Source organism: Pseudomonas sp. SZ40 (assembly GCF_052958135.1).
This window is the reverse complement of record NZ_JBQWIF010000032.1, coordinates 36,703-57,954: the sequence shown is the minus strand read 5'-3', so window position 1 is coordinate 57,954 and position 21,252 is coordinate 36,703. Positions and strand designations below refer to the sequence as shown.

General features: G+C 63.8%; 22 protein-coding genes. 11 read left to right on the top strand and 11 right to left on the bottom strand.

Annotated elements, in window-relative coordinates; all coding sequences use genetic code 11:
* Position 1: 1 nt before the first annotated feature.
* The 5 genes from def (at position 2) to ACT9T4_RS20990 (ending at position 4,609) form a co-directional block, all read left to right on the top strand.
* A complete protein-coding gene (gene def / locus ACT9T4_RS21010) occupies positions 2 to 508 on the top strand; it encodes a peptide deformylase (RefSeq protein ID WP_042556035.1) in 507 nt (168 codons plus the stop codon).
* 85 nt (positions 509 to 593) lie between these two features.
* Positions 594 to 1,535 carry a methionyl-tRNA formyltransferase gene (gene fmt, locus ACT9T4_RS21005; RefSeq protein ID WP_179539446.1) on the top strand — a complete coding sequence of 314 codons (942 nt, stop codon included), beginning with the start codon at positions 594 to 596 and terminating at the stop codon, positions 1,533 to 1,535.
* Complete coding sequence (gene rsmB / locus ACT9T4_RS21000) at positions 1,532 to 2,848, top strand: 16S rRNA (cytosine(967)-C(5))-methyltransferase RsmB (RefSeq protein ID WP_499118773.1); 1,317 nt, start codon at positions 1,532 to 1,534, stop codon at positions 2,846 to 2,848. The genes fmt and rsmB overlap by 4 nt, the downstream gene beginning before the upstream one ends.
* A complete protein-coding gene (trkA, locus tag ACT9T4_RS20995) occupies positions 2,845 to 4,218 on the top strand; it encodes a Trk system potassium transporter TrkA (protein ID WP_042556038.1) in 1,374 nt (457 codons plus the stop codon). The genes rsmB and trkA overlap by 4 nt, the downstream gene beginning before the upstream one ends.
* A gap of 70 nt (positions 4,219 to 4,288) precedes the next feature.
* Positions 4,289 to 4,609, top strand: coding sequence for a tetratricopeptide repeat protein (locus ACT9T4_RS20990; RefSeq protein ID WP_042556039.1), 321 nt, complete (start codon positions 4,289 to 4,291; stop codon positions 4,607 to 4,609).
* 119 nt (positions 4,610 to 4,728) lie between these two features.
* Here ACT9T4_RS20990 and ACT9T4_RS20985 read toward each other — a convergent pair whose 3' ends face one another.
* Positions 4,729 to 5,628, bottom strand: coding sequence for a LysR family transcriptional regulator (locus ACT9T4_RS20985; RefSeq protein WP_042556040.1), 900 nt, complete (start codon positions 5,626 to 5,628; stop codon positions 4,729 to 4,731).
* A 174-nt stretch (positions 5,629 to 5,802) separates the two neighbouring features.
* Between ACT9T4_RS20985 and ACT9T4_RS20980 the strand changes: the two genes are divergently transcribed.
* The gene (locus ACT9T4_RS20980; protein WP_499118771.1) at positions 5,803 to 7,092 is read left to right on the top strand and encodes an MFS transporter; all 1,290 of its coding nucleotides are present in this window, start codon (positions 5,803 to 5,805) and stop codon (positions 7,090 to 7,092) included.
* 68 nt (positions 7,093 to 7,160) lie between these two features.
* On the opposite strand, the gene ACT9T4_RS20975 is transcribed toward ACT9T4_RS20980, so the two are convergent.
* A complete protein-coding gene (locus ACT9T4_RS20975; protein WP_042556042.1) occupies positions 7,161 to 7,811 on the bottom strand; it encodes a 7-cyano-7-deazaguanine/7-aminomethyl-7-deazaguanine transporter in 651 nt (216 codons plus the stop codon).
* Positions 7,812 to 8,141: 330 nt separating this feature from the next.
* A complete protein-coding gene (locus ACT9T4_RS20970) occupies positions 8,142 to 8,645 on the bottom strand; it encodes a C40 family peptidase (protein ID WP_499118780.1) in 504 nt (167 codons plus the stop codon).
* A 397-nt stretch (positions 8,646 to 9,042) separates the two neighbouring features.
* Here ACT9T4_RS20970 and choX point away from each other — a divergent pair, with 397 nt between their 5' ends.
* Positions 9,043 to 9,927, top strand: a complete 885-nt coding sequence (gene choX / locus ACT9T4_RS20965; protein ID WP_257027147.1) for a choline ABC transporter substrate-binding protein — start codon at positions 9,043 to 9,045, stop codon at positions 9,925 to 9,927.
* Positions 9,928 to 9,978: 51 nt separating this feature from the next.
* Here the strand turns inward: choX and ACT9T4_RS20960 are convergent, their stop codons facing one another.
* From ACT9T4_RS20960 to ACT9T4_RS20925, 8 genes are all read right to left on the bottom strand, one after another.
* Entirely contained in the window at positions 9,979 to 10,614 is a 636-nt protein-coding gene (locus tag ACT9T4_RS20960) for a hypothetical protein (RefSeq protein ID WP_042556045.1), read from the bottom strand.
* 201 nt (positions 10,615 to 10,815) lie between these two features.
* Complete coding sequence (locus ACT9T4_RS20955; RefSeq protein ID WP_042556046.1) at positions 10,816 to 11,082, bottom strand: PilZ domain-containing protein; 267 nt, start codon at positions 11,080 to 11,082, stop codon at positions 10,816 to 10,818.
* Between the two features lie 99 nt (positions 11,083 to 11,181).
* The gene (locus ACT9T4_RS20950) at positions 11,182 to 12,069 is read right to left on the bottom strand and encodes a lysophospholipid acyltransferase (RefSeq protein WP_042556047.1); all 888 of its coding nucleotides are present in this window, start codon (positions 12,067 to 12,069) and stop codon (positions 11,182 to 11,184) included.
* 88 nt (positions 12,070 to 12,157) lie between these two features.
* Complete coding sequence (locus ACT9T4_RS20945; RefSeq protein WP_042556048.1) at positions 12,158 to 12,772, bottom strand: pyridoxamine 5'-phosphate oxidase family protein; 615 nt, start codon at positions 12,770 to 12,772, stop codon at positions 12,158 to 12,160.
* The gene (locus ACT9T4_RS20940; RefSeq protein WP_499118768.1) at positions 12,769 to 13,332 is read right to left on the bottom strand and encodes a DNA-3-methyladenine glycosylase I; all 564 of its coding nucleotides are present in this window, start codon (positions 13,330 to 13,332) and stop codon (positions 12,769 to 12,771) included. The genes ACT9T4_RS20945 and ACT9T4_RS20940 overlap by 4 nt, the downstream gene beginning before the upstream one ends.
* A 262-nt stretch (positions 13,333 to 13,594) precedes the next feature.
* Positions 13,595 to 14,416: a DUF3325 domain-containing protein gene (locus ACT9T4_RS20935; RefSeq protein ID WP_499118766.1), complete on the bottom strand. Its 822-nt coding sequence runs from the start codon at positions 14,414 to 14,416 to the stop codon at positions 13,595 to 13,597.
* Complete coding sequence (locus ACT9T4_RS20930) at positions 14,413 to 14,709, bottom strand: DUF3649 domain-containing protein (protein WP_042556051.1); 297 nt, start codon at positions 14,707 to 14,709, stop codon at positions 14,413 to 14,415. The genes ACT9T4_RS20935 and ACT9T4_RS20930 overlap by 4 nt, the downstream gene beginning before the upstream one ends.
* Positions 14,706 to 16,334 (bottom strand): PepSY-associated TM helix domain-containing protein, encoded by a 1,629-nt coding sequence (locus tag ACT9T4_RS20925; protein WP_042556052.1) that lies wholly within the window; start codon positions 16,332 to 16,334, stop codon positions 14,706 to 14,708. Before ACT9T4_RS20925 ends, ACT9T4_RS20930 begins: the two co-directional genes overlap by 4 nt.
* Before the next feature lie 353 nt (positions 16,335 to 16,687).
* Here ACT9T4_RS20925 and glyQ point away from each other — a divergent pair, with 353 nt between their 5' ends.
* From glyQ to ACT9T4_RS20905, 4 genes are all read left to right on the top strand, one after another.
* Positions 16,688 to 17,635: a glycine--tRNA ligase subunit alpha gene (gene glyQ, locus ACT9T4_RS20920; protein ID WP_042556053.1), complete on the top strand. Its 948-nt coding sequence runs from the start codon at positions 16,688 to 16,690 to the stop codon at positions 17,633 to 17,635.
* Complete coding sequence (gene glyS, locus ACT9T4_RS20915) at positions 17,632 to 19,686, top strand: glycine--tRNA ligase subunit beta (protein ID WP_499118764.1); 2,055 nt, start codon at positions 17,632 to 17,634, stop codon at positions 19,684 to 19,686. The genes glyQ and glyS overlap by 4 nt, the downstream gene beginning before the upstream one ends.
* A gap of 75 nt (positions 19,687 to 19,761) precedes the next feature.
* Positions 19,762 to 20,292, top strand: coding sequence for a D-glycero-beta-D-manno-heptose 1,7-bisphosphate 7-phosphatase (gene gmhB / locus ACT9T4_RS20910; protein WP_042556055.1), 531 nt, complete (start codon positions 19,762 to 19,764; stop codon positions 20,290 to 20,292).
* Between the two features lie 35 nt (positions 20,293 to 20,327).
* Complete coding sequence (locus ACT9T4_RS20905) at positions 20,328 to 21,104, top strand: lysophospholipid acyltransferase family protein (protein ID WP_042556056.1); 777 nt, start codon at positions 20,328 to 20,330, stop codon at positions 21,102 to 21,104.
* Positions 21,105 to 21,252 lie beyond the last annotated feature (148 nt).

Sequence of the window (21,252 nt, the reverse complement as noted above, 5' to 3'; positions counted from 1 at the left end):
TATGGCGATTTTAAACATCCTCGAATTTCCCGATCCGCGCCTGCGTACCATCGCCAAACCGGTGGACGTGGTCGATGACGGCCTGCGTCAATTGATCGATGACATGTTCGAAACCATGTATGACGCCCCCGGTATCGGCCTCGCCGCGACCCAGGTGAATGTGCACAAGCGCGTGGTGGTCATGGACCTGTCCGAGGACAAGAGCGAGCCGCTGGTGTTCATCAACCCGGCCTTCGAATCGCTCACCGAGGAAATGGATCAGTACCAGGAAGGCTGCCTGTCGGTGCCCGGCTTCTACGAGAACGTCGACCGTCCGCAGAAGGTCAAGATCAACGCCCTGGACCGTGACGGCAAGCCGTTCGAGATGATCGCCGAAGGCCTGTTGGCCGTGTGCATCCAGCACGAATGCGATCACCTCAACGGCAAGCTGTTCGTCGACTACCTGTCTACGCTCAAGCGCGACCGCATCAAGAAGAAGCTGGAAAAGCAGCACCGCCAGCAGGTGTGACGCCACCCTCTGCAAAGGCTTGCCACGGCAAGCCTTTTCTTTTTCAGCTGCAGCGCCCAGCGCTCCCGAGCAACAGCGAGACACCATGACCGAAGCTCTGCGTATCGTATTCGCCGGCACCCCGGAATTCGCCGCCGCCCACCTCAAGGCGCTGCTCGACACGCCGCACCAGATCATCGCGGTGTACACCCAGCCGGATCGTCCGGCGGGCCGCGGACAGAAACTCATGCCCAGCCCGGTCAAGCAGCTTGCCCTGGAACACGACATTGCCGTGCTGCAGCCGCCGAGCCTGCGTGACGCCGCGGCGCAGGCGGAGCTCGCCGCGCTGGCGCCGGACCTGCTGGTGGTGGTCGCCTACGGGCTGATCCTGCCTCAGGTGGTGCTCGACATCCCGCGCTTCGGCTGCATCAACAGCCATGCGTCCCTGCTGCCCCGCTGGCGGGGTGCCGCGCCGATCCAGCGTGCGGTACAGGCTGGCGACGCAGAAAGTGGCGTCACCGTGATGCAGATGGAAGCGGGTCTGGATACCGGGCCGATGCTCCTCAAGGTGCGTACGCCAATCACTGCCGACGACACCGGCGGCAGCCTGCATGACCGGCTGGCCGAGCTCGGCCCGCCGGCAGTGGTCGACGCCATCGCCGGTCTGGCCAGTGGCACGCTGATGGGCGAAGTACAGGACGACGCCCAGGCCAACTACGCCCACAAGCTCAACAAGGACGAAGCGCGCCTCGACTGGAGCCGCCCGGCCGATGAGCTGGAGCGACTGATCCGCGCCTTCAACCCCTGGCCGATCTGCCACAGCACCCTGAACGACGCGCCGCTCAAGGTGCTGGCCGCCCGCCTCGCTGACGGTCAGGGCCAGCCCGGCGAGATCCTCGCCGCCAGCAAGGACGGCCTGACCGTCGCCTGCGGCGCAAGCGCCCTGCTGCTTACCCGCCTGCAGCTGCCTGGCGGCAAGGCGCTGAACTTCGCTGACCTGTACAACAGCCGCCGTGAGCAGTTCGCCGTCGGCACGGTGCTGGTATGAACCCCAGGCTGGCAGCCGCCCGCGCCCTGGCGGCGGTACTCGAAGGCAAGGCGTCGCTGGGTAGCAGCCTGCCGCCGCTGCTCGACAAGGTCGAGGCACGCGACCGTGGCCTCGCTCAGGACCTGGCCTTCGGCGCCGCGCGCTGGCAGCCACGTCTGGCGCTGATCGCCGACAAGCTGCTGCGCAAGCCTTTCAAGGATGGCGACCGCGACCTCGAAGCCCTGCTGCTGATTGGCCTCTACCAACTGTTCTACACACGCATACCCGCCCACGCGGCCATCGGCGAGACGGTTGGCTGCGTCGACAAGCTGAAGAAGACCTCGGCCAAGGGCCTGCTCAATGCCGTGCTGCGCAACGCCCAGCGCGACAGCGAGAGCCTGATCAAAGAACTGGATCGCGACCCGGTGCTGCACACCGCTCATCCGCGCTGGCTGCAAAAACAGCTCAAGGCATTCTGGCCCGAACACTGGCAGGCGATCTGCGCAGCCAATAACGCCCACCCGCCGCTGATCCTGCGGGTCAACCGTCGCCACGGCAGCCGCGATGACTATCTCGCTCGGCTGCGCCAGGTCGGTTTCGAAGCAGAGCCCTGCACCTTCAGTCGCGATGGCATCCGCTTGCTGCAAGCCTGCGACGTGACCCTGCTGCCAGGGTTCGCCGAGGGGCATGTCAGCGTGCAGGACGAAGCCGCGCAGCTGGCTGCCGATCTGCTGCAACTGGCGCCCGGGCAACGCGTGCTGGACGCCTGCGCCGCCCCCGGTGGCAAAACCTGCCACCTGCTCGAAGCCGAGCCCGGGCTGCAACAGGTGGTCGCCGTGGACCTGGAAGCCAAACGCCTGCTGCGCGTGCGCGAGAACCTCGATCGCCTGCAGCTCGATGCCACCCTGATCGCCGCCGATGGCCGCGATACCGCTGCCTGGTGGGACGGCAAGGCGTTCCAGCGCATTCTCCTCGATGCGCCCTGCTCGGCCACCGGGGTGATCCGTCGCCACCCCGACATCAAGCTGACCCGTCAGCCCGACGACATTCAGGCGCTGGCCAACCTGCAGGGCGAAATGCTCGACGCACTGTGGCCCACGCTGGAAGTCGGCGGCATGCTGCTCTACGCCACCTGCTCGACCCTGCCGACGGAAAATACCGAGGTGATCGGCGCGTTCCTGGAACGTACGCCAGGTGCCCGCGAACTCGACATCGCCGGCCCCTTCGGCCTGCAACAGCCCCATGGCCGGCAACTGCTCGCCCAGCAGGACGGCCACGACGGCTTCTACTATGCCAAGCTGATCAAGATCGCAGCTGCTGGAGCACCCCGATGAAGATCATCATCCTCGGCGCAGGCCAAGTGGGCGGAACGCTGGCCGAGCACCTGGCCAGCGAAGCCAATGACATCACCGTGGTGGACACCGACGGTGACCGCCTGCGCGACCTCGGCGACCGCCTCGACATCCGTACCGTCCAGGGCAAGGGCTCGTTCCCGACCGTACTGCGTCAGGCCGGTGCCGACGATGCCGACATGCTGGTGGCGGTGACCAACAGCGATGAAGTCAACATGGTCGCCTGCCAGGTCGCCTATACCCTGTTCCACACGCCGACGCGCATCGCCCGCGTCCGCGAAGCGGCCTACCTGACCCGCGAAGCGCTGTTCGACAACGAGGCGATTCCGGTCGACGTGCTGATCAGCCCCGAGCAGGTGGTGACCAACTACATCAAGCGCCTGATCGAATACCCCGGCGCCCTGCAGGTCATCGACTTCGCCGACGGCAAGGCGCAACTGGTGGCGGTCAAGGCCTACTACGGCGGCCCGCTGGTCGGCCAGCAACTGCGCCAGCTGCGCGAGCACATGCCCAAGGTCGATACCCGGGTGGCGGCGATCTTCCGTCGCGACCGGGCGATCATGCCCCAGGGCGATACGGTGATCGAGGCCGATGACGAAGTGTTCTTCATCGCCGCCAAGGCCGACATTCGCGCGGTGATGAGCGAGATGCGTCGCCTCGAGGAAAGCTACAAGCGCGTGGTGATCGCCGGTGGCGGGCACATCGGCGAGCGCCTGGCCGAAGCCATCGAAAGCCGCTATCAGGTCAAGATCATCGAGATGAACCCGGCGCGCTGCCGCTACCTCTCGGAGAACCTGGAAAGCACCATCGTGCTGCAAGGCAGCTCCTCCGATCGCGACCTGCTGGTGGAAGAGAACATCAAGGATGCCGACATCTTCCTGGCCCTGACCAACGACGATGAAGCCAACATCATGTCCTCGCTGCTGGCCAAGCGCCTGGGCGCGCGCAAGGTGATGACGCTGATCAACAACCCGGCCTACGTCGACCTGATTCAGGGCGGCGAGATCGACATCGCGATCAGCCCGCAATTGGCGACCATCGGCAGCCTGCTGACCCACGTGCGTCGTGGCGATATCGAGAGCGTGCACTCGCTGCGCCGCGGCGCAGCCGAAGCCATCGAAGTCATCGCCCACGGTGACGCGCGCTCGAGCAAGGTGGTCGGCAAGGCCATCAAGGAAATCTCGCTGCCGCCTGGCACCACCATCGGCGCGATCATCCGCGACGAAGAAGTGCTGATCGCCCATGACGTGACGGTGATCGAGTCCGGCGACCACGTGATCCTGTTCCTGATGGACAAGAAGCACATTCGCGACGTGGAACGGCTGTTCCAGGTCGGACTGACGTTTTTTTGAGTGGCCAGCCTCGAGCGCTTTACATGCCGCGTGAGGCTTGCCGCTTGAAGCTGCCGACGAAGGAGGCGCCATGAGCACCGAAGCACTGGAAAAGATGCTCGCCAAGGGTGTGGATAACTCGCTACTGCGCTTCGGCCTGGGCAAGGGATATCTGGATGCCGGCGAGGCCGCGAAGGCCGCCGAACACCTGCAGCGCTGCGTCGAACACGACCCGCAGTACTCGGCCGCATGGAAATTGCTCGGCAAAGCCCACCAGGCCGCCGGCAACCCGGACGCCGCCCGCAGCGCCTGGCAAAGCGGCCTGCAAGCCGCACAAGCCAAGGGCGACAAGCAGGCGGAAAAGGAAATGAGCGTGTTCCTGCGCAAGCTGGACAAGAACGCCAGCGCTTGAGCCGCGGCGCAGTGCGCAGCCTCCAGCCCGTAGCCTGGGTTGAGGGCAGCGATACCCAGGTACTCGTTCCCGGATGCCGCGGCGCTCTACCCGGGCTACCGAAAGCCATTGAGCCCCATCTATTTGCGCGCCTGCACTTCCCGAGTCAGCAGATCGATAAAGGCCTGCGCCAGCGGCGAGCGTTCCTGGCGCCGCTTGACCAGCCATACCGCGGTGGTGGCATCGGCATCCATCAGGGTGCGGAACACCACGCCGTCGATGCGGATGCGCCGGAACGAGGCCGGTAGCACGGACACCCCGAGGCCCGCGGCCACCAGGCCGATGATGGTCAGCGCTTCGTGAGCCTCCTGAGTGACCCGCGGGGTGAAGCCGGCCTGCCGGGCCAGGTTGAAGAACTGGCCATACAGACCTGAGCCGTAATTGCGTGGAAAGTACACGAAAGGCTCATCAGCCAGTTCGGCCAGGGCCAGCCCCCGATCCTGCTCGCCGGCCAGCGGATGGCCAGCATGCAGCAGCGCCACCAGCGGCTCGCTGAGCAGCTCCACGGCGTCCAGCTCGGCGGGCAGCTCCAGCGGGCGAATCATGCCGATCTGCAGTTTCTTTTCCAGCAGCGCCTGGCTGACCTGGCGGCTGGTCATTTCCTGCAGGTTGAGGTGCACCGCCGGAAACGCCTGGCGAAAGGCGAACACCGCCCGCGGGATGATCGACACGAACGGCGCCGATGCGGTGAAGCCGATCTGCAACTCGCCGATCTCGCCCTGTTCGGCGCGGCGCACCACATCCACCGACTTGCTGACCTGGGCCAGGGTCTGCCGGGTCTCCTCGAGGAACAGTCGCCCAGCATCGGTGAGCGCCACATGGCGGTTGCTGCGCTCGAACAGACGCACCCCGAGTTCCTGTTCCAGCGCCTGTATCTGCTGGCTCAGCGGTGGCTGGGAAATGCCCAGCAGCTCGGCGGCGCGGCCGAAATGCAGCTCTTCGGCGACGGCCACGAAGTAACGCAGATGGCGCAGCTCCATGAATTCTCCATAGGTCGTAAAACATATCGATCGTGTCGAATATTATATTGGAAAGAACTTGCTCGCCTATTTATCCTTGTGAACATTCCCAATTACAAAAAACCAAGCCATGCTGGCATCCGCCAGTGCATACGGCAGCGTTTCGCCTGGGAATCGAGTTTTCAAGAGGTCGTAATGAGTCAGCCCGTTCCACACGCGCCCAACGAGTGCGTGCCCGCCAGCAGTGAGCAGCCAGCCCCCCGCAGCCTCGCCGCAGAGCCTGTTTATATCCAGAAAGGCACCCGCGCCTTCCTGCGCACCATTCTCGCCATGTGCTCCGGTGGTTTCGCCACCTTCGCCCTGCTCTATTGCGTGCAGCCGATGATGCCGATGCTGGCGCAGCAGTTCGAGCTCAGCGCCGCGCAAAGCAGCCTGATCCTGTCGGTTTCCACCATCACCCTGGCCGTCGGCCTGTTGATAACCGGGCCACTGTCCGACGCACTCGGGCGCAAGCCGGTGATGGTCGTCTCGCTGCTCGCCGCTGCCGTGTTCACCGTCGGCAGCGCGCTGATGCCGACCTGGGAAGGCGTGCTGGTGATGCGCGCACTGGTCGGCCTGGCCCTCAGCGGCCTGGCCGCCGTGGCCATGAGCTACCTGAGCGAGGAAATCGACCCGCTGCACCTGGGCCTGGCCATGGGCGTATATATCGGCGGCAACGCCATCGGCGGCATGAGTGGCCGTCTGCTCAGCGGCGTACTGGTGGACTTCATGTCCTGGCACGCCGTGCTGGGCACGCTCGGCGGCCTGGGCCTGCTGGCCGGTGCGCTGTTTTGGCGCCTGCTGCCCGAATCCCGCAACTTCCGTCCTCGCTCGTTGCGCCCGCGCAGCCTGCTGCAGGGCTACACCCTGCAATTCCGCGATGCCGGCCTGCCGTGGCTGTTCCTGCAGGGTTTCCTGCTGATGGGCGCCTTCGTGACGATGTTCAACTACATCGGGTACCGCCTGATCGAAGCACCGTTCAAACTCGACCAGACCAGTATCGGCCTGCTCTCGGTGGTTTATCTGTCGGGTATCTACAGCTCCGCGCAGATCGGCGCTCTGGCCGACAAACTGGGCCGTCGCAAGGTGCTCTGGGCGGTGATCGGCCTGATGCTGGCGGGTCTGGTGCTGACCCTGTTCGACGTGTTGCCGGTGATTCTGGTCGGCATGCTGCTGTTCACCTTCGGCTTCTTCGGCGCCCACTCGGTGTCGAGCAGCTGGATCGGCCGCCGCGCCACCCAGGCCAAGGGCCAGGCCTCATCGCTGTACCTGTTCTGCTACTACCTGGGCTCCAGCGTTGCCGGCACTCTGGGCGGCGTGTTCTGGCAGGCTGGCGGCTGGGACGGCCTGGGCCTGTTCATCGGCTCGCTGCTGCTGGTGTCCCTGGCCGTGGCCCTGCATCTGTCGCGCCTGCAGGCGTTGCCGGTGGCCATGCCTACGCGCTAAGTCATCAACGTCGCAACGAAAAACGCCGGACACCCTGAGGGGCTCCGGCGTTTTCGTCTGATGATGGTTCAGTTCACCACGGTACGCTGCGGCAGCCTCTTCACGATGGCGCCAAGCAGCACGCCATACAGCGGCACGAACAGGATCAGGCTGACCGCCAGCTTGATCACGTAGTCGACCACGGCGATCTCCACCCAGTTGGCCGCCATGAAGGGGTCACTGCTCTGCCAGAAGGCGATGGAGAAGAACGCCAGGGTATCCATGGCCTGGCCGAACACGCTGGAGGCTGCCGGAGCGACCCACCAGTGCTTCAGCCTGCGCAGGCGGTCGAACACCTGAATATCGAGCAGTTGCCCAAGCACGTAGGCCAGGAAGCTGGCCAGGGCGATGCGGAACACGAACAGGTTGAATTCGCCGAGGGCCGCCACGCCACCGAATGCGCCCTCGTGGAACAGCACCGAGACGATATAGGACGCGACCAGTGCCGGCACCATCACCCGGGCGATCACCACCCGTGCGGCGTGCTTGCCGATCAGCCTGACGGTCAGGTCGGTCGCCAGGAAGATGAATGGAAAGCTGAACGCGCCCCAGGTGGTGTGCCAGCCGAAAAGGGTGATCGGCAGCTGCACCAGGTAGTTGCTGGCGATGATGATGAGGATGTGAAACGCGATCAGCGCAGCCAATACGGCGCGGCTGACCGATGCGGGAAGCAGGGTCATGGCATGTCCTTTTTCGTGGAATGGGGTTAGGGAACCCATTGCCGCGACCGACATGGCCACGAGCGGCGCGCAGTGTACCGCCTGCACCGGCACCAGGACAGCCCGCCGGCGGATGGCAGACGGCTTCATCGGTGCCGACTTGAAGGCGATAGCGGTCATCGGTGCAGTACCTGTGGGAGCGGGCCATGCCCGCGGTTTTTTCGCGGGCATGGCCCGCTCCCACAGAATGTAGACCGAGCTTCTACTTCCACTACTCAGCTGTAGGGTGGGCTTCAGCCCACCAAACCGAACGGCTGCTATCGCCTTACAACAGTCGTTTCGCCGACTCCGTCAGCCGTTGCTGGCCAGCTGGGTTTCTTCCGGCATCACCCGGCGAGCCAGCTGGAAATGCTTTTTCCAGTAGCCGTCGCTGAGCTTGTCGATACGCACGTTGCTGCCGCGCCGTGGCGCGTGGATGAAGCGGTCGTTACCCAGGTAGATGGCCACGTGATCGACGCTGCGCCCGCGAATGCGGAAGAACAGCAGGTCGCCAGGTTCCAGATCGCCCTTGGCCACCTTGGGGCCATCGACCCGGGACAGGGCACGGGAGGTACGCGGCAGTTCCAGGTCATCGACCTTCTTGAACGCATAGTTGACCAGGCCGCTGCAGTCGAAACCACGCTCCGGGCTGCTACCGCCCCAGCGGTAAGGCGTGCCCAAGGTGCTCATGGCTCGCTTGACCACGCTTTGCGCCGGCGTGTGCTCGACCTTGGTCGGTGGCACCACGCGGCTGCTACCGTCCTGCAGGTGAACGCGAAAACTGGCGGAGGCATTACCGACGGCGGCGCAGCACAGGGCGCCACCGAGAAACAGAGACAGGAAAAATTTATTCAACGTGATGACCTTGAAGATACCCAAGCCGCCGTGAATCCTTTCCTGAAATCAGCCACTTGTAACATTGATGAAATAGAGAGGGGGCACTCCGCTCGTCCCGCAGGACGGACAAGCGAAATCGACGGCAAGTTCAATCTTTTCGCCGATCCCTCGACCAGCGGTCGTGCTGTTTATCAGTATGCACGGAGCCTGCTGTCCAGCTGCTGAATGAACCCAGAGGATCGATACAGCCTTGCCGATTTTCAGCGCCAATTGCCTTGCGCTGCCGTGCTGACAGCCCTAGGGTTAGGGCTCCCTATGCAAAAGGACGATGCCGATGAAGCCCCTGAAGACCGTGATCGCCGTCAGCCTGCTGGCCATGAGCGCCAGCTTCCACAGCATGGCGGAAGACGCCAAGTGCGCCACCGTCAGCCTTGCCGATCCGGGCTGGAGCGACATCGCGGTTACCAACGGCATCGCCAGCCTGCTGCTCGACGGCCTTGGCTACAAGCCGCAGACCCGTACCCTGGCGGTGCCGATCATCTTCGCCGGATTGCAGAAGGGGCAGGTCGATGTATTCCTCGGCAACTGGATGCCGGCCGGGCAGCACGACTACGAGCGCTACGTCACCAGCGGCCAGGTCGACAAGGTGGTGGAGAACCTCGGTGGCACCGAGTACACCCTGGCGGTACCGACCTATGCCTACGAAGAGGGCGTGCAGGACTTCAAGGACCTGAACAAATTCGCCGCGCGCTTCGGCAAGAAAATCTACGGCATCGGCTCGGGCTCACCGGCCAACGACTACATCCGCCAGATGATCGCCAACAACGAGTTCGATCTTGGCGACTGGGAACTGGTCGAGTCGAGCGAGCAGGCCATGCTGGTGCAGGTCGGCAGGGCCGAGAAGCGTGGCCAGTTCGTGGTCTTTCTCGGCTGGACACCGCACCCGATGAACATCCAGTACGACATGCAGTACCTCAAGGGCGGCGAGAAATTCTTCGGCAGCACCGGCTCGGTCAACACCCTGGCGCGCAAGGGCTACGTGGCCGAGTGCCCGAACGTCGGCAAGCTGCTGACCAACCTGAAGTTCACCCAGGACATGGAGAACACCATCATGGACCAGGTGCTGAACGGGAAGGTCGCCAACGCCACGGCCATCAAGACCTGGATCAAGGCCAACCCTGAAGTGCTCGATGGCTGGCTCGACGGTGTAACCACCCGAGACGGTGGCGATGCGCTGCAAGCGGTCAAAGCCAAGCTCTAGCCCAGCCTCGCTGCTGCCTGCCACCGTTGCGCTGCAGGCAGCAGCGCAACCTTAGTGGCGCGGGACCTCGAACGACAGGGTCGCCACGTGTACCACGCTGTCGTAGCGCTTGCCGTCGACGGTGGCGGCGCCGTTGACCTGGGCGGTCACTTCCAGCACGTAGCGAGCGGGGAAGGAGGGGTCGAGGGTCACGATGCCCTCGGCATTGGGCTTGAGGGTTCGCGTCCATTGCTCGGAGGTGTACACATTGACCTGCGAGGCCGATACCACGGTGCCTTTCCAGTGCAGTTCGAAGGCGTTGCCGTTGGGCTCGGTCGGCACCAGTTCCAGGTCATTGACCGCCTTGGTTTCGCTGCGCCCGGCCTTGGCTTCGTAGATCACCAGCTTGTCGCCTTCCGGCAGCTTGGCACTGACGCGCAGATCCCCCTGGCCGTCGTCGACGATCGGGTAAGCATCGCCACTGGCATGCAGCGCGGCGGCCTTGCCGTCGGCCTGACGGGTACTCGCTTCCAGCAGCTTGCCGAGGCTCAGTTGCTCCGTTGGCTGGAAATCACTCAGATAAGCCTTGGCTTGCGGAGCAGGGCCACGCTCGATCCACAGGTACTCGGCCTGGGCGAAGGGCAGGGCCAGGCTGCAGCCCACCAGCAGGGCCAGGGAAGCCGCGTGGCGGCAACGGATCGGGGTCATGGGAACTCCTTTTCACGGAATTGAACGAGAGGCCCGGCACCAGCGCCGGGCAAAAAAAGTGGTGGTTCATCTACAAAGACGGATAACTCGGGGAAAACCCGCACTCCGCGATGAAAAAACGCCACGACTCATTCGACAGCCATGAAAAGCAGCGTGCCCACGCAAAGGTGGGCACGCCAGGAAGTTGCAGCAGCCAAGCTGTCAGTCGCGGATGAAGCGCAGCCCGACCCCATCGGGATCGACGCGCATCACTTCCATTTCCAGGATCGGTGCTTCGAAGGGCATGTCCTGCACCTGGCCGGTCACTCGTGTACCCAGCTCCAGAGCTGCCAGGTCCTCATGCCGGACGTACACGCCACCATCGGAAAGATCGCGGGTCTGAGCAACCCGTTCACCGAAGCTCGGATGGCAGATCTTGATGCGGCACTTCATCGGTGTACGGGGATACTGGCGCTGGTTGGCGGACATGTCCTGAACAGCCTCGTGCGAAAAGATTTGCCCTGTTAATAACTCAATTTTCCGCTTACGCCCAGCCCACCGGCGCCTCGTTGCGAGGCGCCGTGGATTTCAGTACCAGCGCTCCTCACCTTCGGGGCGCTTCTTGAAGCGTTTCATGCTCCACATGTACTGGCTCGGGTAGGCACGCACGTATTTCTCTACCACGGCGCTCATGGCCGCCACGGCGGTGTAGGTGTCTTCGCTGTACATGCCTTCCGGCGCGGCTTCCAGGATCACCTTGTAACCGGAGCCGTCTTCCAGACGCAGCGCATGCAGGAACACGCCTACCGCTTTGCCACCGGCGAGCATGCCCGGCACGAACTTGCTGGTCAGCGCCACGGTGCCGCAGAAGGGCACGAACATGCCGGACGACAGGCTCGGCTCGGGGTCCGCGGGGATGCCCACGGCACCGCCCTTGCGCACTTCCTTGATGACGCTGAGGATGCCTTCCTTGGTCGACGGTGCCACGCGGTTGCCCAGCTGCACGCGCTGCTCACGGAGCAGATCATCCACGGCCTTGAGCTTTGGCGGACGGTAGAAAATGATCGGTTTGCACTGCGAACAGTAGAAGTGGTTGAGCACTTCCCAATTGCCCAGATGGCTGGTGATGCCAACCACGCCCTTGCCGGAGGCGAGGGCGGCTTCGAGCACTTCCAGGCCTTCGACCTCACGCACGCGGGCCAGCGACTTGTGCGCCGGCCAGACCCAGGCGCAGGCGCTTTCGGTCAGTGTGCGACCAATGTCCATCAGGCTGCGGCCGACCAGCTTGTCGTGCTCGGCGGCAGTCAGTTCAGGGAAACACTTGGCCAGGTTGATGCGCACCACATCGCGCGAGCCCGATGGCAGCTTCCACATCAACCAGCCGATCATCGCGCCAAGCGACTGCACGGCTCGCCATGGCAACAGGGCGAACAAGCGCAGGGAACCGACCACCAGCGCGCCTTTGAGCTTTTCCACAAGCTGCTCCCATCCAAAAAGGGAGCGCATTGTAACCGGCTGAGGGGTCGCGTGACTGTTACATACACGTGCAGAAACGAGGAAACGTTCAGTAGAGCATGGTTTTCAGGCGTTCCTGCAACTCGCGCTCATAGGCCTGCGCATCGAATTGCGGGTCCATGACCGCCTTGAGGATGTCGCCCGCCGACGGCAGGCTGGAGCGCTCGACATGGCGCTCGGCATCCCACAGCCCGGAGCGCACCGCCGCCTTGGAACACTGGAAATAGCAGGTGTCGACGCTGATACGCAGCACGCTGCGCGGCAGCTTGCCCTGTGCGCTGCAACGTTCCAGCAGGGCGGGATCGACGGAAATGCTGGCACGGCCATTGACCCGGAAGCTCTCGCCAACCCCGGGAATCAGGAACAGCAGCGCCACGTGGGGGTCGTGGACGATATTGCGCAGGCTGTCGATGCGGTTGTTGCCCGGGCGATCCGGCAGCAGCAGGGTGCGCTCATCGACGACCCGCACGAAGCCCGGCGCATCGCCACGGGGCGAGCAATCCAGCCCATCCGGGCCATGGGTACCAAGCACCACGAAGGGCGACGCAGCGACCAGTGCCTGATAGGGCTCGCTGAGGTAGGGGATTTCCTTGCGCAACGACCGCTCGTGGGCTTGGCCGTACAGCGCCTGCAGTTGTTCCAGGGTGTCGATGGTGGTACTCAAGGGCGTGCCTCCTGTTGCAGCTCTGCGTAGCGATCACAATCGCGGGTGTGGTCCATGACCATGCCGGTGGCCTGCATGAAGGCATAGCAGATGGTCGGGCCGACGAAAGTGAAGCCGGCCTTTTTCAGCGCCTTGCTCATGGCCTCGGCTTCGGGGGTGACCGCCGGCACGTCGCCGCGGCCGTCGAAGTGATTGATTTTCGGCTGGCCGCCGACGAACGACCAGAGCAGCGTCACCGGATCGTCGAGGCGCAACCAGGCCTGGGCGTTCTTGCGCGCGGCCTGCAGCTTGAGACGATTGCGGATGATGCCGGGATCCTGCATCAGGGTTTCGATATGGGCGTCGCTCATCGCCGCCAGCCGTTCGGCATCGAAACCGAACAGGACTTCGCGGTAGCGCTCGCGCTTCTTCAGCACCGTGATCCACGACAATCCGGCCTGGGCGCCTTCGAGCAGCAGCATCTCGAACAGGTGCTGTGGGTCGCGGGACGGCACGCCCCATTCCTGGTCGTGATAAGCCTGATAGAGCGGGTCGTCGTTACACCAGAAACAGCGGGGCATGGCAATCGGCTCGGCGATGGGCGAGGGCAGACTATAACCGGGGATCGATTACGAGTGAGCCAGCGCCGACTCTCGTAGCCTGGGTAGAGCGCAGCGAAACCCGGGAAGCAGTTGATCGTTCCCACGCTCTGCGTGGTAATGCATTGGCAGGACGCTCTGCGTCCGTACATCGTTATCCGAGTTCGCAAATCGTGGCGCGGAGCGCCACAGGATGAATGCCCACGCAGAGCGTGGGAACTATAGGCCCCTACACATCCGTCACTCAGGATTCGCGTTCGAGAAACGCCGCCAGCTCGGGCGACACTTTGTCGATGTCCACCGCCGCGTGATGCACGCTGCCGTCCTTGCCTTCCACGGTCAGCCACAGCTGATCGCTGAGTGTGGCCTTGGCGGGAATCTGGATTTCCACCCAGCGATCCCAGCGGTTGCCAGAGAACACCAGGCCCGCGGCACGCAGTGAACGTGGCTTGCGGATCTTCAGATAGGCCGCGCGTATCTGGTCATCACAGGTTTCGCAAAAGCGTACTTCGAAGGCCTTGAATGGCGTGCCCAGTACCCGATGCGGTGCCTTGCGCTGCGCCTCGGCCAGGGTGAACGCCCAGGGGCCGACCTGGCCCTGCACGGCATCGTCGCTGTGTAGCGGCTTTGGCGAAGCGGTCAGTAACAGGCCGAGCACCGCCAGGGGCACCAGCAGCAACACGCCGGTGGCTCCACGACGCATCCAGTGCAGGCGCTCGACCGGCTGCGCCACGAGGTTCTCGACCAGCGCAGGTTTCTTCTCGCGACGCGGCGCGGCCTTACCCGGCGACGGCTGCCAGGGCCACTTCGGCAGGTAGAAAACCAGCACGATCCCGGCGACCGACAACCAGCCCAGCCAGGCCGCCGCACCGACACTCACGCCCCACCGACTGAGGCTCAGGCCCAATGCCAGGGCCAGCAGCGACCAGCCTGCGATACGCAAAGCACGCAACCAAAACGGCGACAGTACCCGGCGCAGCAGGTGCTTGCAGTGCTTGTCCATGGCCAGCGCCAGGGCGATGAACCCACCCAGGCTGGCGAGCAGAATGGAGAGGTTCAGGGTCATGCCGGACCTCCCGATTGCAGCACCCAGCACAGCAGCGCGATCACCGCGGTGGGGATCAGCATGCCCAGCCAGGCGCGGGTCACGCTGCGCACGCTGAACACCCAGATCACCGCACCGGCATACAGGGTAAAGCTGAGCATCGTGGCAGCCAGCACGGCCTGGCTTTTCGGCAGCGGCCAGACGAGCGACAACAAGACGGTCAGCGCGGAGGTCAGGGCATAGCCACCCAGTGCAGCAGCCAACACGCGCGAGGCGACCAACCAGCGATAACGCGCCATCGAACCTTCTTTCATGCCAGCGCCTCCTTGCCCGACAACGCAGCAGCCGCATCGGCCTTCAGCCAGCGACGACGAATCTTCATGGCGCCATAGGCGAACAGCGCCGCCAGGCCGAACATGCTCAGATCGAACCCGGCCAGCACCCAGTCACCCTCGACGAGGGTCACGCCCAGATGGCGGTCGGTGGTCAGGCCGTTGATCACGGGAACCAGCCCGTAGGCCGCCACGGCCATCCAGGCCATCTCCAGCCAGGCCTTCTTCAGCGGCCGCAGCGAAGCATAGAGGAACAGCCAGCCCCAGGTCAGGAACAGGCAGTGCATCTCCCAGTCCGCACGATCCCCCATGCCCACCGGCAACAGCCGGTTGGCCCAGAAGTAGGCGGCCACCGCCACCGGCAGGCCGACCAGGGTACCGGCATTGAGCACTTCCACGAGGCGCAGGCCGTAGGCGTCGAACAGTGCCGCACCATCATTGCGCTTGAGGTGCTGATTACGCCGCTTGACCGTCCACAGCACCAGCCCGGTACCGATCATCCCGCAGCCGAGCAGGCCGGCGATCAGGTACAGCCAGCGCAGCCACCAGTCGGCGAACAACCCCTCGTGCAGGCCGATCAGCATGCGGTGGGTCTTGCCGGCGCCATGGGTCTTGTCCGGGTAGAGCGTAGGCTGGCCATCGGCAGCGGCGAAGCTCAGCATCACCGGGTCATAAACGTTGACCGAGTCGCCGATGATCCGCTGCACGTCGACACGCGCCGGCTCGCCCTTCACCTGGCTGATGGTCAGGCTCGACACGCCGCGCTCGGGCCATTGCGCTTCGGCGCGCTGCACCAGTTCTTCGAGCGAGGCTTGCGGCCGGCTGGCGGGCAGATGCTCGCGCTTGTCACGGGCAAAGAGGTCATCGAACAGCGCGCGCTGCTGCAGGTTGCCGGTGCCATATACCGCCGCGACCCCTGCCGGCATGTAGTTGAAGACGAAGAAGACCAGGCCGCTGTAGGTGATCATCAGGAAGAACGGCAGCGCCATCACGCTGATCACGTTGTGCGCGTCCAGCCAGGAGCGCTGCCCCTTGCCAGGGCGGAAGGTGAAGAAGTCCTTGAAGATCTTCTTGTGGGTGATGACTCCGGTGAGAATCGCCAGCAGCATCAGCATGGTGCACACGCCGACGATGGTGATGCCCACGTTGTAGGGCATGTAATGCAGTATGTAGTGCATCTCGTAGAGGGCGGCACCGCCACCGGTGGCGCGCGGCTCGACTTCCTGGCGCGGCAGGCCGGTTTCGGCGTTCAGCTCTTCACGGCCGCGGCGGCCGAAATCGTGGCCACGCTCGGGCAGGTCTTCCCAGGCGATCGCCAGACCCTGCTCGCCACGCGGACGCAGCGAAGTGTGCGGCAGGGTGATGGTCCAGCTCTTGGCGTTGCTGGCGACCTGCTCCAGGCGCTTGAGGCCGCGCTCGAGCATTGCGCTGCGTTCCACGCCTTCGACGCGTACCTGCAGCGGCCGCTCGGGCTCCATCCAGCGGGTGATTTCATCGTCCACGTAACCGGCGGTGCCGGTCACGAACACGAAAAACAGCACCCAGCCCACCACCAGCCCCGTCCAGGTATGCAGCCAGGCCATGGACTGGCGAAATCCCTCTTTCATCGACACACCCTGTTTATTGTCATGAACACGGTCGGCTCTGCGTGCGACGCAGGCCTGACACCGTGGCTTTCCGTAGATAAACGATGCCGCTCTGCAAGACGATTCGAGCATCTGCATGCGAGTAGGCGGAGCTCATCCCCATCTCCATAAAGACGGACGAGCGCAGAAAAACCGGCATTTTAACGCGAGTGATTATTATTGACAGGATATTTCATGGGGTCGTAGCCGATGTGGCCAACGCACCACCGTCGCGCACGCAAGTCGGTCAGTAGAGACGGCGCAGCATGCGGGCTGCGCCTTGCTTCGGGTATACTCTCCGGCTTTCTGTCGCAGCCCCAACAGGTGAATTTTTCGTGAGCCAGACAACGCCTGCCGTGCGCACCTTCCAGGACTTGATCCTCGCCCTGCAACAATACTGGGCCGAGCAAGGCTGTGTGGTATTGCAACCCTACGATATGGAAGTGGGCGCCGGTACCTTCCACACTGCCACCTTTCTGCGTGCCATCGGCCCGGAAACCTGGAATGCCGCTTACGTGCAGCCATCGCGCCGCCCGGCCGACGGTCGTTATGGGGAGAACCCCAACCGTCTGCAGCACTACTACCAGTTCCAGGTGGTGCTCAAGCCGAACCCGGAGAACTTCCAGGAGCTGTACCTGGGCTCGCTGAAGGCCATCGGCATCGATCCGCTGGTGCATGACATCCGTTTCGTCGAAGACAACTGGGAATCGCCGACCCTGGGCGCCTGGGGTCTGGGCTGGGAAATCTGGCTCAACGGCATGGAAGTCACCCAGTTCACCTATTTCCAGCAGGTTGGTGGCATCGAGTGCTACCCGGTCACGGGTGAGATCACCTACGGGCTCGAGCGCCTGGCCATGTACCTGCAGGGCGTCGACTCGGTCTACGATCTGGTGTGGACGGACGGCCAGTTCGGCAAGGTGACCTACGGCGACGTGTTCCACCAGAACGAAGTGGAACAGTCGACCTACAACTTCGAACACGCCAACGTCGAGAAGCTGTTCGAGCTGTTCGATTTCTACGAGAGCGAAGCCAATCGCCTGATCGCACTGGAGCTGCCACTGCCGACCTACGAGATGGTGCTCAAGGCCTCCCATACCTTCAACCTGCTCGACGCCCGCCGCGCCATTTCGGTGACCGCGCGCCAGCAGTACATCCTGCGCGTGCGCACCCTGGCCCGCGCCGTGGCGCAGAGTTATCTGCAGGCCCGACGCCGCCTGGGCTTCCCGCTCGCCGCCCCCGATCTGCGTGATGAAGTACTGGCCAAGCTGGAGGCAGCAGAATGAGTGCGCTCGATTTTCTCGTTGAACTGGGCACCGAAGAGCTGCCACCCAAAGCCCTGAAGAACCTCGGCGATGCCTTTCTTGCCGGCGTTGAAAAGGGCCTCAAGGCCGCTGGCCTGAGCTACAACAGCGCGCGCATGTATGCCGCGCCGCGCCGCCTCGCGGTGCTGGTCGAACAGCTTGCCACCCAGCAGCCGGATCGCACCGTCAATCTCGACGGCCCGCCGCTGCAGGCCGCCTTCGACGCCGACGGTAACCCGACCCAGGCCGCCCTGGGCTTCGCCAAGAAGTGTGGCGTCGAGCTGGACGCCATCGATCAGAGCGGGCCGAAGCTGAAGTTCAGCCAGCACATCCCGGGGCAGGGCGCCGCCGGGCTGCTGCCGGGCATCGTGGAAAACTCGCTGAACGAACTGCCGATTCCCAAGCGCATGCGCTGGGGCGCGCGCAAGACCGAATTCGTCCGCCCGAGCCAGTGGCTGGTGATGCTGTTCGGTGACCAGGTGATCGATTGCGAAATCCTCGCCCAGAAGGCTGGGCGCGTGTCCCGCGGGCATCGCTTCCATGCCAACCACGAGGTGCGTATCTCGGCCCCGGCCATGTACGCCCAGGAACTGCGTGCCGCCTATGTGATCGCCGATGCCAGCGAGCGTCGTCAGCTGATCGCCAAGCGCGTCGACCAGTTGGCTGCCGAGCAGCAGGGCACGGCCATCGTGCCACCAGCACTGCTCGAGGAAGTCAGTGCGCTGGTCGAGTGGCCGGTACCGCTGGTCTGCTCTTTCGAAGAGCGTTTCCTGGAAGTACCGCAGGAAGCCCTGATCACCACCATGCAGGACAACCAGAAGTACTTCTGCCTGCTGGACGCCAACGGCAAGCTGCTGCCGCGCTTCATCACCGTGGCCAACGTCGAAAGCAAGGATCCGGCGCAGATCATCTCCGGCAACGAGAAGGTGGTGCGCCCGCGTCTCACCGATGCCGAGTTCTTCTTCAAGCAGGACAAGAAACAGAAGCTGGAAAGCTTCAACACGCGTCTCGCCAACGTGGTCTTCCAGGCCCAGCTCGGCACCGTCTATGACAAGGCCCAGCGTGTCTCGGCCCTGGCCGGCTTCATCGCCGAGCGCATCGGTGGCGACGCCCGCCGTGGTGCCCGCGCCGGTTTGCTGAGCAAGTGCGACCTGGCCAGTGAAATGGTCGGCGAGTTCCCGGAGATGCAGGGTATCGCCGGTTACTACTACGCGCTGAACGACGGCGAGCCACAGGACGTTGCCCTGGCGCTGAACGAGCAGTACATGCCGCGCGGTGCCGGTGCCGAACTGCCGAGCACGCTGACCGGTGCCGCCGTGGCGCTGGCGGACAAGCTGGACACGCTGGTCGGTATCTTCGGTATCGGCATGCTGCCCACCGGCAGCAAGGACCCCTACGCCCTGCGCCGGGCGGCACTGGGCGTGCTGCGCATTCTCATCGAGAAGGGTCTCGATCTGGATCTGGGTGCCACCGTCGACTTCGCCATCCGCCAGTTTGGCGGCAAGGTCAAGGCACAGGGCCTGGCGCCACAGGTGCTGGACTTCATCTTCGACCGCCTGCGTGCGCGTTATGAAGACGAAGGCGTGGATGTCTCCGTGTACCAGGCCGTTCGTGCGGTAAACCCTCAGTCGCCGTTGGACTTCGATCAGCGCGTGCAGGCCGTTCAGGCCTTCCGCCAGCTGCCGGAGGCCGAGGCCCTGGCCGCGGCCAACAAGCGTGTGTCGAACCTGCTGAGCAAGGCCGACGGGCAGATCGCCAAGAGCATCGAGGCGCATTACTTCGATACGCCAGCCGAGTTCACCCTCAACGCGGCCATTCAGCAGGCCGACAACGCTGTGCAGCCACTGGCGCGAGAGCGCCAGTATCGCGAAGCACTGGCGCAGCTGGCGTCGCTGCGCAAGCCGGTGGACAGCTTCTTCGAAGCGGTGCTGGTCAACGCCGAAGACCCCAAGGTACGTGCCAATCGCTATGCGCTGCTGGCGCGTCTGCGCGGGCTGTTCCTGGGTGTCGCCGATATCTCCGTGCTGGGCTAGAGCAGCCGCAAGCTGCAAGCCACAAGCTGCACGTAGCGGCTTTGGCCTGCAGCTTGAGGCTTGGAGCTTGCAGCTATGAAGCTGATCATTCTCGACCGCGACGGCGTCATCAATCATGACTCCGATGCGTATATCAAAAGCCTCGACGAGTGGATCCCGATAGCGGGCTCCATCGAGGCCATCGCTCGCCTGAGCAAGGCGGGCTGGACGGTGGCGGTGGCGACCAACCAATCCGGTATCGCCCGCGGTTACTACCCGCTGGCCGTGCTGGAGGCCATGCACACGCGGCTGCGCGATCTGGTGGCGGAGCAGGGCGGTGAAGTCGGCCTGATCGTGCAGTGCCCGCATGGTCCGGATGATGGCTGCGATTGCCGCAAGCCGAAGCCCGGCATGCTGCGCCAGATCGCCGAGCACTATGGCGTACCACTGAGCGGAATCTGGTTCGTCGGCGACAGCGGCAGTGACCTGCAAACGGCACTGGCCGTCGATTGTCAGCCCGTGCTGGTGAAAACCGGCAAGGGTCAACGCACCCTGGCCAAAGCATTGCCAGCGGGAACCCTGGTATTCGATGATCTGGCAGCGGTCGCTGCTCAGCTTCTCACTTGATAGCGCAGGCCAGGCCTGCAACGGTAATTGCTCACATGTCGACAGTGCAGTTCTTCAGAACCTTCCTCTTCTATCTGTTGCTGTCCTCCAGCTCGTTCGTCTGGTGCATCATCAGCGTGTTCGTCGCACCCTTCCTGCCGTTCCGGGCACGCTACCGGTTCGTGGTGCAGAACTGGTGCCGCTGCGCCGTATGGCTGGCCAAGGTGGTCGCCGGCATTCGCTACGAGATCAAGGGCCAGGAGAACATTCCCGACCAACCCTGCGTGATCCTTGCCAAGCACCAGAGCACCTGGGAAACCTTTTTCCTGTGCGCCTACTTCGAGCCACTGAGCCAGGTGGTCAAGCGCGAGTTGCTGTACGTGCCGTTCTTCGGCTGGGCGATGGCCATGCTCAAGCCAATCGCCATCGACCGCAGCAACCCCAAGGCGGCCCTCAAACAGCTCGCCAGCCAGGGTCGCGCACGTCTGGAGCAGGGCGCCTGGGTGCTGGTCTTCCCTGAGGGCACACGGATTCCGGACGGCCAGATCGGCAAGTTTTCCCGAGGTGGTACGGCGCTGGCGGTTAACAGCAAGCTACCGGTGCTGCCCGTCGCCCACAACGCTGGCCAGTTTTGGCCGAAAGAGGGCTGGGGCAAGAAGCCGGGTACGGTGCAGGTGGTATTCGGCCCGCCGCTGTTTGCCGAGGGCGAAGGCCCGCGAGCGATCGCCAACCTCAACGACCGCGCTTTCGCATGGGTCAGCCAGGCGCAACAGGAACTCGGTGCTCTCGATCCACAGAGCACTGCCGTAGAGACGGCCAACGATCTCGCCTGAGTCGTCACGATCTGTGGATAACCTGTTGAACGTTTTACCGTAAAATCTAAATAGTCCTCTCAAGGTACTGATAAAAATGGACTTTTATCGGTACCTGAAATGTCGATAAATTGGGCATAAGTTTTCATGCGGCAACATGACAATGATC